This is a genomic window from Salipiger sp. 1_MG-2023 (assembly GCF_030547555.1).
Taxonomy (GTDB): Bacteria; Pseudomonadota; Alphaproteobacteria; order Rhodobacterales; family Rhodobacteraceae; genus Salipiger.
The window spans coordinates 32,699-46,836 of the sequence record NZ_JAUOQN010000006.1 but is presented as its reverse complement, the minus strand read 5'-3'; the positions used below and the strand labels follow the sequence as shown (position 1 = coordinate 46,836).

General features: G+C 65.3%; 14 protein-coding genes and 2 pseudogenes. 10 read left to right on the top strand and 6 right to left on the bottom strand.

Features of this window, described 5'->3' with window-relative positions; all coding sequences use genetic code 11:
* Nucleotides 1-111 precede the first annotated feature (111 nt).
* Nucleotides 112-1,989, top strand: a complete 1,878-nt coding sequence (locus Q4543_RS04790) for a nucleoside-diphosphate sugar epimerase/dehydratase (protein WP_303436637.1) — start codon at nt 112-114, stop codon at nt 1,987-1,989.
* 119 nt (nt 1,990-2,108) lie between these two features.
* On the opposite strand, the gene Q4543_RS04785 is transcribed toward Q4543_RS04790, so the two are convergent.
* The 4 genes from Q4543_RS04785 to cobU form a co-directional block, all read right to left on the bottom strand.
* The gene (locus Q4543_RS04785; protein WP_216006231.1) at nt 2,109-2,951 is read right to left on the bottom strand and encodes an LOG family protein; all 843 of its coding nucleotides are present in this window, start codon (nt 2,949-2,951) and stop codon (nt 2,109-2,111) included.
* Nucleotides 2,952-3,052: 101 nt separating this feature from the next.
* Nucleotides 3,053-3,778, bottom strand: a complete 726-nt coding sequence (locus tag Q4543_RS04780; RefSeq protein ID WP_368502151.1) for an adenosylcobinamide-GDP ribazoletransferase — start codon at nt 3,776-3,778, stop codon at nt 3,053-3,055.
* A complete protein-coding gene (gene cobT / locus Q4543_RS04775; RefSeq protein WP_303436636.1) occupies nt 3,775-4,779 on the bottom strand; it encodes a nicotinate-nucleotide--dimethylbenzimidazole phosphoribosyltransferase in 1,005 nt (334 codons plus the stop codon). The genes Q4543_RS04780 and cobT overlap by 4 nt, the downstream gene beginning before the upstream one ends.
* Nucleotides 4,776-5,282 carry a bifunctional adenosylcobinamide kinase/adenosylcobinamide-phosphate guanylyltransferase gene (gene cobU / locus Q4543_RS04770; protein WP_303436635.1) on the bottom strand — a complete coding sequence of 169 codons (507 nt, stop codon included), beginning with the start codon at nt 5,280-5,282 and terminating at the stop codon, nt 4,776-4,778. Before cobU ends, cobT begins: the two co-directional genes overlap by 4 nt.
* Nucleotides 5,283-5,325: 43 nt before the next feature.
* On the opposite strand from cobU, the gene Q4543_RS04765 reads away from it, so the two are divergent.
* The 4 genes from Q4543_RS04765 to Q4543_RS04750 all read left to right on the top strand — a co-directional run bounded on the left by Q4543_RS04765 (nt 5,326) and on the right by Q4543_RS04750 (nt 9,518).
* The gene (locus tag Q4543_RS04765) at nt 5,326-5,898 is read left to right on the top strand and encodes a histidine phosphatase family protein (RefSeq protein WP_303436634.1); all 573 of its coding nucleotides are present in this window, start codon (nt 5,326-5,328) and stop codon (nt 5,896-5,898) included.
* Nucleotides 5,895-6,830, top strand: a complete 936-nt coding sequence (cbiB, locus tag Q4543_RS04760; protein ID WP_303436633.1) for an adenosylcobinamide-phosphate synthase CbiB — start codon at nt 5,895-5,897, stop codon at nt 6,828-6,830. The genes Q4543_RS04765 and cbiB overlap by 4 nt, the downstream gene beginning before the upstream one ends.
* Before the next feature lie 74 nt (nt 6,831-6,904).
* Nucleotides 6,905-8,287, top strand: a complete 1,383-nt coding sequence (locus Q4543_RS04755) for a DUF1800 family protein (protein ID WP_303436632.1) — start codon at nt 6,905-6,907, stop codon at nt 8,285-8,287.
* Between the two features lie 4 nt (nt 8,288-8,291).
* Nucleotides 8,292-9,518 carry a DUF1501 domain-containing protein gene (locus Q4543_RS04750; RefSeq protein WP_303436631.1) on the top strand — a complete coding sequence of 409 codons (1,227 nt, stop codon included), beginning with the start codon at nt 8,292-8,294 and terminating at the stop codon, nt 9,516-9,518.
* A 148-nt stretch (nt 9,519-9,666) separates the two neighbouring features.
* On the opposite strand, the pseudogene Q4543_RS04745 reads toward Q4543_RS04750, so the two are convergent.
* A pseudogene (locus tag Q4543_RS04745) lies at nt 9,667-9,918 on the bottom strand (hypothetical protein); the annotation flags it as partial.
* Nucleotides 9,919-10,069: 151 nt separating this feature from the next.
* Nucleotides 10,070-10,207: pseudogene (locus tag Q4543_RS24610) on the bottom strand (DUF6538 domain-containing protein); the annotation flags it as partial.
* 265 nt (nt 10,208-10,472) lie between these two features.
* Here Q4543_RS24610 and Q4543_RS04740 point away from each other — a divergent pair.
* The 5 genes from Q4543_RS04740 to Q4543_RS04720 all read left to right on the top strand — a co-directional run bounded on the left by Q4543_RS04740 (nt 10,473) and on the right by Q4543_RS04720 (nt 14,012).
* A complete protein-coding gene (locus Q4543_RS04740) occupies nt 10,473-11,756 on the top strand; it encodes an integrase arm-type DNA-binding domain-containing protein (protein ID WP_303436630.1) in 1,284 nt (427 codons plus the stop codon).
* Nucleotides 11,756-12,370 (top strand): hypothetical protein, encoded by a 615-nt coding sequence (locus Q4543_RS04735; protein WP_303436629.1) that lies wholly within the window; start codon nt 11,756-11,758, stop codon nt 12,368-12,370. Before Q4543_RS04740 ends, Q4543_RS04735 begins: the two co-directional genes overlap by 1 nt.
* 79 nt (nt 12,371-12,449) lie before the next feature.
* Nucleotides 12,450-12,668, top strand: coding sequence for an AlpA family transcriptional regulator (locus tag Q4543_RS04730; protein ID WP_303436628.1), 219 nt, complete (start codon nt 12,450-12,452; stop codon nt 12,666-12,668).
* A 13-nt stretch (nt 12,669-12,681) separates the two neighbouring features.
* Nucleotides 12,682-12,921 (top strand): hypothetical protein, encoded by a 240-nt coding sequence (locus tag Q4543_RS04725; protein ID WP_303436627.1) that lies wholly within the window; start codon nt 12,682-12,684, stop codon nt 12,919-12,921.
* 206 nt (nt 12,922-13,127) lie between these two features.
* Nucleotides 13,128-14,012: a toprim domain-containing protein gene (locus Q4543_RS04720; protein WP_303436626.1), complete on the top strand. Its 885-nt coding sequence runs from the start codon at nt 13,128-13,130 to the stop codon at nt 14,010-14,012.
* Nucleotides 14,013-14,138: the final 126 nt, after the last annotated feature.

The window sequence follows — 14,138 nt, the reverse complement described above, 5'->3', positions numbered from 1 at the left end:
TTAGGCATCGCTTGCTTCGAGCCCGCCAGACCGCCGCAGGACCTTTCATCCAGGTGCGGGGCCTTACGATAGTGACTTTGACAGTACCACGTATGTGGAAGGAAGACCGGAATGCTTTATTGGCTCGTCACGTCCCTTACGCGAGCGCAGAAACAGGTCCTCTTTCTGCTGACAGATATCGCAATGGTCGTGGTGTCCATGGTCTCGGCCCTTCTCCTGAACGCCGCGGTCAACCCTGATCATCCGCCCCTTGAGCAACTGATACCGCTGATTGCCGCGACGGGTTTGGCCGGGGCGGGCGCAAGCTGGTATTTCGGCCTGCCGAAGTTCACGCTCAACGCCTATGACACGCGGGGCATTACCCGCACCGCAGGCTTTGCCGCCATCAGCGCGGTGGTGGCGGTGCTGATCAACAAGACGATGACGCCGCAGCTGTCGCTGCCGCTTTTCTTCAACTTCGGTCTGATTCTCGTGGTTCTCGGCGCAAGCTGGCGCATTCTTGCCCGGTACCTGACGCTTGAAATCTACAAGCGTGGGCTGAACCGGATGCGGGTGCTGATCTATGGCGCCGGGCAGACCGGCCAGCAACTGGCCGCCGCGCTGCGCCACGACAACAAGATCGACCCGGTCTGCTTTGTCGATGACAACCCGACGTTGCAAAGTCAGGTCGTGGCGGGGCTTCGCGTGCACGCGCCCTCTGCCATCCCCGAGATCATCCAGCGCCGGTCCATTGATCGCGTGGTGCTGGCGATGCCGTCGAGCAGCCCGCCGCAGCTGGCGCGCATCGCCCACAAGTTGCGCACCATCGGCTGCGAGGTCCACGCGCTGCCGTCCTTTGCCGAGCTGGTTGGCGAGCGCGAGCTGCGCAAAAGCGTTACCCCGGTGTCGCTGGACGATCTGCTGGGCCGCAACCGGCTGGAATCCGAACTTCCGGGCGTCAGCCATGCCTATTCTGGCCGGCGTATTCTGGTGACCGGCGCGGGCGGGTCCATCGGATCGGAACTGTGCCGCCAGCTGATCGCCTGCAAGCCCGAATGCGTGGTGCTGGTCGATCATTCAGAGCTGGGTCTCTACAACATCGAGAAAGAGCTGAAGGACCTGACCGCCGGCATGACCATCGTGCCGGTCCTTGGCTCGGTTCTTGACGCGAACCTGATGGCGCGGACGATGGAGGTGTATCGCATTGAGGCGGTGCTTCACGCCGCCGCCTACAAGCATCTGCCACTGGTCGAATGCAACGTGCTGTCGGGGCTGAACAACAACGTCATCGGCACCAAGACACTGGCCGAGGTGGCACGCGAAGCTGGGGTCGAGCGGTTCATTCTGGTGTCTTCGGACAAAGCCGTGCGGCCGACCAACGTGATGGGCGCGTCCAAGCGCCTGTCGGAACTGGTGGTGCAGGATCTGGCGACGCGCAGCACCGGCACCCGGTTTTCGATGGTGCGGTTCGGCAATGTTCTGGGCTCGTCCGGATCGGTGATTCCGCTGTTCGAAGAGCAGATTTCGCGCGGGGGGCCCGTCACCCTGACCGATCCGAAGGTGACGCGCTATTTCATGACGATCTCGGAAGCGGCGCGGCTTGTGCTTCTGGCGGGGTCTTTTGCGCGAGGCGGCGATGTCTTCGTGCTCGACATGGGGGCGCCGGTGCCGATCAAGAAGCTGGCGCGGCAGATGATCGAAGGCGCGGGCTATTCGGTGCGCGACGACAAGAACCCCGATGGCGATATCGAAATCGAGGTGACCGGCCTGCGCAAGGGCGAAAAGCTGCACGAAGAGCTGCTGATCTCTCCCGACATGCTGACCACGCCGCATCACAAGATCATGCGGGCGCAGGAAGGCTATCTGTCGGAATTCGAGATCGCCACGGCGCTCAGGGAGCTGCGCAGCGCGATTCACAGTCTCGACGAGGGGCAGGCGCGGGATATCATCGCGCGCTGGGTCGAACATGGCGAAGACGAGGTCGACGCCAGTGAGGCGCAACGGGTCTGACAGCAGCGCCGGCTGAGGGGGCAGGATGCCTCCGGCGGGAGTTTATCTGGCAAGATGAAGAGGGGGCGCGTCCGGACCGGGCGCGCCCCTGATCTGTTGTCGGGCTATGGGCGCGGGCGTTACCGGCCCGGAATATCGTCGCGGGCGGGGGAGGGATCCCATTCCTCGATGATCGCCGTGGCTTCGTCGGCAGTTTCGACGAAGCGGAACAGGTCGAGATCTTCGGGGCTGATGGTGCCCGCGTCTTCGAGCGCGTCCCAGTTGATGATCTTTTCCCAGAAGGCGCGACCGAACAGCAGGAAGGGCACGCGGCTCATCCGGCCGGTCTGGATCAGGGTGAGCGCCTCGAACATCTCGTCAAGGGTGCCGAAGCCACCCGGAAACACGCAGATCGCGCGGGCGCGCATCAGGAAGTGCATCTTGCGGATCGCGAAGTAATGGAAGTTGAAGCACAGGTCGGGCGTGACATATTCGTTCGGAGCCTGCTCGTGCGGCAGCACGATGTTGAGGCCGATCGATATGCCGCCTGCCTGCTGTGCGCCCAGATTGCCTGCCTCCATCACGCCGGGGCCACCGCCGGTGGCGACGATGAATTCACGGTTGCCCGAAGCGATGGATTTCTCGGTCATCTTCTGCGCGAAAAGGCGGGCCTCTTCGTAGAAATGCGACAGATCGGCGAGGGTCTTGGTGCGGGCGCCACCCTTTTCCGCCGGAGAGGGGATGCGGGCCCCGCCAAACAGCACGATGGTCGATTGCACGTCATGCTCATCGAGGATCAGCTGCGGCTTGAGCAGTTCGAGTTGCAGACGCACCGGCCGCAGTTCGTCCTTGCACAGGAACGACTCGTCGGCAAAGGCCAGCCGGTAGGATGGGGCACGCGTCTGCGGCGTGTCGGGGATCTGTTCCGCGGTCTTGCGGTCGCGACCGGCGTCGCGGAAGATCGAATGGCGTTCGTCGTTCATGCGGAGGGCATCCCTTCTGCTGCGCCTTACATAGGTAGTCGCATCCCCTGCGTCGCGCCAGCGGGCAAAGATGAAATTGCCTTGAAATTGTGCGAATTCGCTCAGAGTGCCGCGTTCAGCGCCAGCCAGGCGGCGGTTTCGGAGCATATCTGTACCGCGCCGAGCACGTCTCCGGTCTGCCCGCCAATGGTGGTTCTGGCGCGCCATGCCACCAAAGCGGCGGCGGCGGCGGCGGCTGATATGGCGATCAGGCCAGCCCAGCCGAGCGGGAGTGCCAGCAATAGCGCCAGCGCCGCACCGGGTAGCCATGCCGGCCCGCCGCCCTGCGCCGACGCTCCGAGCCCGCCCGCGCGGGCGGGGGGCAGCAGCGCCAGTACCAGCACCATGGCAAGGCGGCTGATCACTGCCGACAGCATCAGCGCGGCGCCTGCGCGTGGCATGGTGGCCAGTGCCGATGCGCCCAGCCCGCAGACCAGCACCAGCGCCAGCACGCCGAAGCTGCCGACCCGGCTGTCGCGCATGATCTCGAGCCGGTGCGCGCGGTCGCGACCTCCGGCGGCGTCGGCCATATCAGCGAGCCCGTCGTGATGCAGCCCGCCGGTCGCCAACGCCATCGCCGCCAGCGCGGCAAAGCCGCAGGGCAGCGGGGCCAGCCCCAGCGCCGCGCCGCCCGACAGCGCGCCCCAGCCGATCAACGCCACCGGCAGGCCGGTCAGCGCAAACGCCCAGCGGGCGGCGGCGATATCGGGAACGTCGCCCTTGATCTGCCCGGCGGGCAGCCGGGTGAGCAGCATCAGCGCAAGGCGCGCCTCGTCGAGGCGGCTCACCCGGCTGAGACCCCGGCCTCGGCAAAGGTCGCCATGCCGGAATGGCAGGCCAGCGCCCCGCGCAGCACGCCAAGCGCCAGCGCGGCGCCCGAGCCTTCGCCGAGCGCCATGCCAAGGTCGAGGATGGGGCGCTTGCCCATCGCCTCACACAGGCCGCGATGGCCCGGCTCGGCGCTGGCGTGGCCGATCAGGCAATGATCGAGCAGCCCGGGGTTGGCGGACCAGAGCGGCGCGACCGAGGCGGTGCAGATGAACCCATCCAGCAGCACCGGCACCCGGTGCAGCCGTGCGGCCAGCACCGCGCCGCAGATCGCCGCCTGTTCGCGCCCGCCAAGCGCCGCAAGCTTGCCCATCGAGGTGCGTGCCGCATGCAGCGACACACCGCGCGAGATCACCTCGGCCTTGTGGGCCACCGCTTCGGGATTCGATCCGGTGCCGCGCCCGACCCAGGTTTGAGCATCGCCGCCAAGCGCGGCATGGGCCAGCGCGGCGGCGATGGTGGAATTGCCGATGCCCATCTCGCCAAGGATCAGCACATCGCCCGGCGTTACGGCGGCCGCGCCGCGCTGCATCGCATCCAGCGTTTCGGCCTCGCTCATCGCAGGGCCTGCAGTGAAATCCTGCGTCGGGCGGTTGAGATCGAGCGCCACCACCGACAATTCGGCCCCGTTGAGCCGGCACAGCTGGTTGATCGCCGCGCCGCCCCGTTCGAAATTCGCGACCATCTGCGCGGTCACCGCTTGCGGAAAGGGGTTCACCCCTTGCGCGCAGATGCCATGGTTGCCGGCAAACACCAGCGCCTGCGCCGCGTCCAGTGCGGGCAGGGCGCGGCCCTGCCAGCTCGCAAGGAATTCGGCCAGCTCTTCGAGCCGTCCCAGCGATCCCGGAGGCTTGGTCAGCTCGGCCTGCCGGGCCCGCGCTGCGGCGGCGGCAGAAGCGTCGGGCGCGGGCAGGGCCAGCGTGGCGACATCGTCGATATGGTGGATCGGCAGCATGGTCATTTCACCTTGATCGGGTGGCCCGCGACGCAGAGCCAGAGCTCGTCGCAGCTGCGGGCGATGGATTGGTTCACCAGCCCCGCCGCGTCGCGATAGGCGCGGGCGAGGGCGTTTTCAGGCACGATCCCGTCGCCGACCTCGTTGGTGACAAGAATCACCGGCGCGCGCTGCGTTGGGATCAGCGCCGCCAGATCGTCGGTGGCGGCCTGCCAGTCGGCACCTGACAGCATCAGGTTGCTCAGCCACAGCGTCAGGCAATCCACCAGCCGGGGCGCATCGCCATCGGTGTCGCGCAGCGCCTGCGCCAGCGCCAGAGGCTCGGCCACCGTGCGCCATTCCGCTCCGCGCCGGGCTTGGTGTCGGGCGATGCGGTCGGCCATCTCGGCGTCATGCGCCTCGGCCGTGGCGATATAGATCGCCGAGGCGCCAAGCCCCAGCGTCATGTCTTCGGCGAGGCGGCTCTTGCCAGAACGCGCGCCTCCGGTGATCAGGATCGACTTTGCCATGGCGCCGTGACAAATCAGGTTCTGCGTGATTTGGAAAGCCTCTATGACCCCGCCCGACCCATCCGAAATGATCCTGATCCGGCACGCAGCTGCCGACCACAAGGGGCGGCTGTGCGGACGCAGCGATGTGCCCGCGATCCTGCCCTTGCCCGTGATTCCGAGGCCCTTGCGCGACTGGCTTGCGCCCTGCGCGCTGGTGTGCAGCCCGGCGCTGCGCTGCCGCCAGACGGCACAGGCGCTGTTTCCGGATCGGCTGCCGGACTGTGACCCGGCGCTGTGGGAACAGGATTTCGGCGCACAAGAGGGGATGGCGTTTGCAGAACTGCCCGACCTTGGCCCGATGAGCCGCGCCGATCTGGCCCGTCACGCCAGCCCCGGCGGCGAAAGCTTTGCCGATCTGGTGGCGCGGGTCGCCCCGGCGCTGGAGCGACACGCGCAGCGTCCCGGCCCGCTGGCGATCGTCGCCCATGCGGGAACGGTGCGCGCCGCGCTTGGCCTTGCGCTGGGAGATCCGGCGCAGGGGCTGGCCTTTGAAATCGCACCGCTGTCGGTGACCCGGCTGCGACGACTGGACGCGGGATTTGCAATCCTCAGCGTCAACGGGCGGCTGACATGATGTTCGCCGGAGCCATGGCGCTGGCGCTTATCGTCGATGCGCTGCTGGGTTGGCCTGACTGGCTGTTTCGCCGCCTGTCGCATCCGGTGGTGTGGATCGGCGCGCTGATCTCGGCGCTTGATCTGCGCTGGAACCATGGCTCGGGGGCCCGCCGACGGGTCTTTGGCGGGATCTGCGTCGGCGCGGTGCTGGCGGCGGTGATCCTGCCGGCGGCGCTGGTGCAATGGGCGCTGCCGGGCGGCCTCTGGGGCGCGGCGCTGACGGCGCTGTTCAGTTGGCCGCTGGTCGCCGCGCGCTCGCTGAACGATCATGTCGTAGCCGTGGCGCGCCCGTTGGCAAGCGGAGATCTTGCGCAGGCGCGTGCCGCCGTGTCGCGGATCGTCGGGCGCGATCCGATGACGCTTGGGCAGGCGGGGATCGCCCGTGCGGCGCTGGAGAGCCTTGCAGAAAACGCCTCGGACGGGGTGATTGCGCCGCTGCTGTGGGGGGCAGTCGCGGGCCTGCCGGGGATCGCCGCCTACAAGTCGATCAACACGATGGATTCGATGATCGGTCACCGCAACGCCCGCTATGAGGATTTCGGCAAGCCCGCCGCGCGGCTTGACGATCTGGTCAACCTGATCCCGGCGCGGCTGACCGGCGCGCTGCTGGCGTTGGCATCGGGGCGCTTGCGCCTGTGCCTGCGCGCCATGATGCGTGACGCGGGCAAGCACCGATCTCCCAATGCCGGATGGCCGGAAGCGGCGCTGGCCGCAGCCGTCGGCGTGCGCCTGTCCGGCCCAAGGGTCTATGGTGGCACCGTCGCCGACGAGCCATGGGTCAACGACGGCGCGCCTGACCCGGATGCGGCGGCGATGCGGCGCGCCATTGCACTGTATCGGCGGGCGATGCTGCTGGCCGCGTTGTTGCTGGGCGGTCTGGCGCTGATGTGATCAGCTCAGTGCGGGGTGGGGATGTGCGAATGCACTGCTTGCGCTAGGCTCTGTGCATCAGACGGAAGGTTGCCATGCCCGCGTTCGACCCCACCCTTGCTGAAATACGCTTTGGCTGCGGCCTGTCGCCGAACATCGCGCCCGCCCAAAGCGTGGCGGCGATGCTGGCCACGCTGCAAGGGCCGGACCTTGCTGCCGCCCGCCATCCGATCGAGCCGTTCGATACGTTCCGCGCCCGCATCGTGCGGTACAACGAACAGGGCAGGCTGCGCAGAGATTTGCGCGGGACCGCCGCCGAGAAGACCGCGCTCAAGGCGATGCGCGTAATGAACAAGCAGGCGCGGCAGGCGCAGATGACATGGCTTGGCCAGTCGCTGGCCCGTTGCGTGACCACGCAGGCGCCGTTTCGCGAACGGCTGTCGGCGTTCTGGGCCGATCATTTCACCGCGCAGGGCAAGGCGGCGCTGATGCGTCGCGCCGTGTCGCCCTATGTCGAAGAGGCGATCCGCCCACATCTGTCGGGTCGCTTCGAAGATCTGCTGATTGCCGCCGTCACCCATCCGGTGATGGTGAGCTATCTCGATCAGCGCGGCTCGGTCGGGCCAAACTCGCCGCGCGGCAAGAAGGCCGGGGGCGGGCTGAACGAGAATCTCGCACGCGAGATCATGGAGCTGCACACGCTGGGCGTCGGCGGCCCCTACACGCAGGGCGATGTGCGCGCGCTGGCCGAATTGCTGACCGGGCTGACCTTCAATCCGCAGGTCGGGCGGGTGTTTCGCAAGGATTCCGCCGAGCCGGGGCCCGAAACGGTGCTTGGCAAGGACTATGGCGGCGATCCCGCCAAACTGTCCGATATCGAATCGGCGCTGCGCGATCTGGCGCGCCACCCGGCCACGGCGCGCCATCTGGCCCGCAAGCTTGCGGTGCATTTTGTGGCCGATACCCCCGACCCGGCGCTGGTGCAGGAGATCGAGACCGCCTTGCGCGACAGCGGCAGCGATCTGTCGGCGGGTTATGCGGCGATGCTGGCGCATCCGGCGGCGTGGAATGCCGCGCCCGGCAACGTCAAGCGACCGTTTGAATTCATGGCCTCGGCGCTGCGCGCCTTGGCAATCCCGCCCGAAAGCTTCGTGCCGCTGAAGGAAAAACAGTTTCGCGACTACATCCAGTATCCGCTCCATCTGATGGGCCACAGCTGGGAAAGGCCGGTCGGCCCTGACGGGCTGTCCGAAGACGACAGCGCATGGATTACGCCGCAGGGCCTTGCCGCGCGGTTGCAATGGGCGCTCGCCGTCCCGCAGATCCTTGCCGGCACGCTGCCCGATCCGCGCGAATTCCTCATCACCGCTCTGGCTGGGCGGGCAACGCCCGCGGTGCAATTTGCCGCGCAGGCGGCGGAGAGCCGCGCCGATGGGGTGGGGCTGATCCTTGCCTCTCCCGCCTTTCAGAGGAGCTGAGACCATGACGCTATCACGGCGCGCCTTCCTGACCCGCTCGGCGCTGATCGGCTGTTCACTGGCGGCCAGCCCGCTGGTGACGCCGGTCACCTTTGCGGCGGCGCCGGGCGACAACCGGCTGGTGGTGATCATTCTGCGCGGCGCGATGGATGGGCTTGCCATGGCGCAGCCCTGGGGCGATCCGGCGTGGAAGGCGCTGCGCGGCGGCGCGCTGCCCGACGCCGAGGGCGGGCCGCTGGATCTGGACGGGCGCTTTGCGCTGCACCCGTCGATGGCCGGGCTGATGCCGCTATGGCAGGCGAAAGAGCTGAGCGTGGTGCACGCTGTCTCGACTCCCTATCGCGACAAGCGCAGCCATTTCGATGGGCAGGATCTGCTCGAAGCCGGGGTGGCGGATCTGGCCAGCGGCGCGCGGCGCGACGGCTGGCTCAACCGGATGCTGCAACATTATCCGGGCATCGGCACGCAGACCGCATGGGCGATTGGGTCTGATCCGCTGGCGGTGCTGCGCGGCGCGGCGCCGGTGGCTCGCTGGGTGCCCGAGGCGGATCTGGCGCTGAGCCCGCAGGCGATCCGCCTTGCAGAGCGGGTGATGCAGGATGACCCCGCCTTTGCAGCCGCCATGTCCGAGGCCTTTCGCATCGCCGACGGCGACGGTGATGCGCTGGCGAGCGCGCTCAGCCCGCAGGAGATGGGCGAGAGGATGGGCGCCGACATGGCCGCCGCCAGAGGCCCGGGCGAGGCGCGCCTTGCCGCGTTCGTCGCACAACAGCTGCGCGCTGAGGCCCGGATCGCGGCATTCTCGATCACCGGCTGGGATACCCACGCGCGGCAGGATGCGCCGCTGGGCCGGGCGCTCGGCCGATTGTCGAGCGCGATCCTGACGCTGCGCGACGAGCTTGGCCCGCAGGCATGGCAGCGCACGGCGGTGGTGGCGATGACGGAATTCGGGCGCACGGTGCGCTTCAACGGCACCGGGGGCACCGATCACGGCACCGGGGGCGCAATGCTGATGGCGGGCGGCGCGCTGCGCGGCGGGCGCGTGGTGACGGATTGGCCCGGACTGGACGAGGCGGCACTGTACGATCGGCGCGACCTGATGCCGACGCGCGATCTGCGCGCTCATGTCGGCTGGCTGATGCGCGGCCTCTTCGGGCTCGATGCCGGTGTTCTGGAGCGCGAAGTGTTTCCCGGCGTCGAGCTTGGGGGCGATCCGCGTCTATTGCTGTAGCGGCGTTGGGTCGGCGCGCTCTGGCCGAGGTTCTGAACACCCCTCAATATGCTGCGCGCGCAGCGTGTCCGCCTGCACCGTTTACAGATCTTGCTGGCTTTGTCGCACAAATCGGGTGAAGGGCGAACTGCCCCTTCCTCAGGCGGATTTATCCGACGGGCTCGGTGACAGGTATGCCGAGCGCAGAATAGCGATTGAGCATGGCGATATGGATTTGGATTTCTGCGACCTGCCTGTTGAAGTCCCGTGCCATGAAAGATTGGCCCATCAGCTTTCGGCAGAGCCTCCACTGACCGACCAGGACAAAGGGCGCGCAAAGCAATGTCACGACAGGTTTGGTTTCGACGCGGCTTCGGCGAGGGTACACGCTCCAGCGTCGCCAGAGTGCGCGCGCTAGGTATGGTAAAGCGTTCGGACAGGGTGATGGTCTCGGAGACCGCTTCGACGCGAGGAGCAGGTGTTGCCGTCGATGCCGCCCGAGGATCGCGCTGAAGACGAAGCATGTGCTTCCCCGGCAACTCTTTCGACTGGGACAGAAGGTGAAGCCAATACTCGTCGAGTTGATCTGCGGCGCGTCTGGCCCTTGCCTCAGCGATTCGGGCGGATCTCGTGCGAGGCGAAAATGCGGTTGGGGGTGAGGTGTAGTGGCTCTTCAGCTTGGTCGGGATGCGACAGCTGAAGTAAACGATCCCATATTCAACGTAGCTAAACGAGGATGAAACGGGACCCTACATGGTCTGTGGATCCTAACAGCTTAGAAGGGCTGTAGATAGACCAATGTATTCCATAGAGTAGTGGTGCCCAGGAGAGACGCAGAAATCGCGTTTCGTCCTGTCGGGTGCTGTAAAGAATACGCAAGGGCATCAAGGGGATAGGCATTCCCGCTGTCCGAATCAGTTGCGATCAATAACGCCCATGCACTACCATTTTTGGCGGGTAGGATGTGGAGCCGATATGCCAAAGATGGTGCCCGAAATGGGAGCCTTAGACATAAAGCGCCTGCGTCACCCTGGCCGGGGGCGCAATGTTACGTTCGCGGTTGGCGGTGTTCCGGGCTTGCTTTTGCAGATTACCCCGACCGGCGCGCGGTCCTGGATACTGCGCACAATGATCGGCAAAAAGCGGCGTGATGTGGGCTTGGGCAGCTACCCCGGCGTGTCGCTGTCTGATGCCCGAAATCTGGCCCGTGAAGCGCGAGACAAGGTGCGCCGGGGCATCGACCCAATCGAAGAACGCAAAGCCGTCAGGGCGGAGCTTATAACCTCTCAAAGCCGTGGTCTTACCTTCACGGATGCTTTGGACCGGTATTGCGATGCGAAGCTGGTTGAACTGGCAACCGACCGGGACCGGGTGCGGTGGCGCTCTATGGTCGAACGATACGCCGTGCCAGAGATCGGCGGCATGTTGGTTGGCGATCTGACGACGCAGGACATGCTTCGCGTTCTCGAACCTGTATGGGTCACGAAACACGAAACCGCCCGCAAGCTGCGCAGTCGCATCGAGGCGATATTGGCTTGGGCGACCGTGACCGGACACCGAAAGGGCGACAACCCGGCAGCGTGGAAGCACAATCTTTCCGCGCTGCTGCCAAAGCCCGATAAGGTCGCGAAGGCAGCACACTGGCCTGCCGTCGCGCTCTCTGATGCTGCCCCATGGTTTGCCGAGCTTGGGCAGCGCCAGGGAATCGCCGCGCGCGCCCTGGAGTTTCTGACGCTCACGGCAAGCCGATCTGGCGCGGTACGTTCTGCCGAGTGGCACGAGATCGACACTGCGCGTAATTTGTGGATTGTTCCCGCCGCGAAGATGAAGACGGGCCAAGAGCATCGTGTGCCATTGACCGCCCCTGCGCTGGCGATTGTTGGTGCGATGCCAAGGCGGGCCGACTCCTCGTACATCTTTGCAGCCCCGCGTGGCGGAACGCTGTCCGATATGTCGCTGGGCAAGGTTATGCGCGATATGCAGGCCCGCGCTGAGAAGGTGGCGGCACAGGCCGGTGAGGATGTGAACAAGGCAGGCTGGCGCGATTCACGCTCTGGCAAGCCTGCCGTGCCCCATGGGCTGCGCTCGACATTCCGCGACTGGGCGGGAGATTTGACGGATTGGCCGAGTGACATGGCCGAACTCTCGCTGGCGCACCAGGTCGGCTCCGAGGTCGAACGCGCCTACCGGCGTGGCGACATGATCGAAAAGCGGCGGCAGATGATGGACGATTGGGCAAAGTTTTTGGGGGCAGCATGATGGAAGATCGGATCGAATCCCTGTTGTCTCGCATCGACCTTCACGAACGATATGCTCAGTCGATAATGAACGACACAAGATTGCCGCTCATCTTGGAAATTCAGACCGACCAAGCATGGAAAGACTTCATCCGTGAAGCCCTCGACGCTAAGCGCAACGGCGATTTTTTCGTTAAGGCTCGAAGCTTGCTTAGGCTGGCCGCCAAAGACACATCGGAAGCCCCCTCCCTCTGCGACACTGTGGAAGCAACGCTGGGCACTTTTGACGCGAAGCGCAAATACCTCAGTCAGATGGTCGCAGCGTGGGATAGGTCGATAGCGATGAAGTCCGCCGCCGAAAAGGAAAGGTCTCGGAAGCAAAAATCGACCGCTGGGAAGAAAAACAAGCGCAGGTGGTGGGCAATCGAAATCGCCAGTCAAATTTCGAGGTGGGACGACATTCCCGAAAGCCATGCCCCTAAATTGATCGAAGCGCTTGAACGCGATTTCATTTTTTACCGAGACGGAAACACGCTCTGCTGTGAAGACTTCCACACCGCCCAAAGCATCGGAACCTTGAAGAAAGATTCTTTCCGAAGACGCTATCTTAGCAAGAGGGCTAAATCCGGACAGTAACGGCGTTAGTGTCCAATCCAGTGTTTTAATTCTGCTGCATCCGTCAACCGCGCTACGGCGCAAAACAGGATGCAACGATATGGCATACACGCAAAACCCTGAAGTCGCTGACGCCTTGGGCGTCACTTACATCTCTGACCGCCAAGTCGCAGAACGCTATGGCGTCTCGCGTCCGACCATCTGGGCATGGGTGAAGACCGACGACAGCTTCCCGAAGCCCACCAAACTCAGCCCCGGCTGTACCCGCTGGAAGCTCGACGAGCTTCTGGAATGGGAAAACGCGCGCCGCGCGGCCTGAAAGGATTCCGACCATGACCCCCGCAAACTGGAACAAGCAGATTGTCCGTCGCACGATGGAGGGCGCAGGCCAATACCCCGGCGTGCAGCTCCATTTCCTGCTGATGCGCTTGGAACAGCACCCCGAGGCCATGCCCGCGATCATCGAAGCGGTTCAAGACATGGGCAAATGGTATCTGGCGCAGGCAGATGAACTTGAAGCCGAAGGTCGCCGCCGCGCTGGCGGCGCCAAGATCCCAACCATCGAGAAATAGAAAACCCGCACCGATTGGACGCGGCACGGGGTTTCAAAAATTCGATGCGGGCAGCTTCGATTTCAAAATGTACCATCGCCGCGCCTTTCGGGCAACCCGATTGGCAACATCATGACCACAATCCAAATCCGCCGCCTGATGCGTCTGCATGGCCTTACCATTGCACAGGCTGAGATCTTCGCGACCCTAATCTGGGGGGCGCAGTGATGGCGACTGACGCCCGAGCAATCACCGAACACCTATGCGGAAAGTGGCACCGCCGATATGGTGCCGCCCCTTGCCCCATCTGTCAGCCCGAGGGCCGCAAGGAACAGAACGCCCTGACGCTTGCCGATGGCCGCGACGGGCGGTGGCTGCTGAACTGCAAAAAGGCCGGATGCAGTTTCACCGACATTCTCGCCGCTGCCGGGGTTTCCCCTGGCAGCCACGCCGCGCCCGATCCCGCTGGGATGGCACGCCGTGACGCGGAAGCAAAGGCCGATGCCGAGAAACGCGAGCGGCAGGCCCGCGCGCTCTGGTCCGAGGCCCGACCGATCGCTGGCACCCTTGTCGAAACCTACCTGCGCGCGCGGGGGATCACCTGCGCGTTGCCCAACACGCTTCGCTTTCACCCTGCGTGCTGGCATCCGACCGCCAAACGCTTCCCAGCGATGATTGCGCGCGTCGATGGCGTCGAACGCTTCGCGGCACATCGCACCTACCTGCGCCCGGATGGCAGCGGCAAGGCCGAGGTGACACCGCCCAGGGCGATGCTTGGGGCCGTCGCTGGCGGCGCTGTGCGACTTACTCAGGCCGAGGGTCCGCTTGTGGTGGCCGAGGGCATTGAAACCGCCCTGTCGCTTGCCTGCGGCCTGCTGCGCGTCCCTGCGACGATCTGGGCCGCGCTGTCCACATCCAGCCTTTGCTGCCTGCATCTGCCTGATCCGCCCGGACGCCTGACCATAGCGTCAGATGGCGACGACGCAGGCCGTGCCGCCGCTCACGCCTTGGCCGAACGCGCTCACGCGCTGGGCTGGGCCGTGTCTCTGCTGCCCGCGCCAGATGGCACCGATTGGAACGACATTTTGAACCTGAAAGGGGCAAGCGCATGATGACCTCCGAAGCTATCTCGTTCACGCCTGACTGGCCCGAAGCCGATAAACGCCTTCTGCGCGCCGATCTGCCTGAACCGCCCGTCCTACCGCTGGATGATGTTTTCTCGCCTGCATGGGCATCAT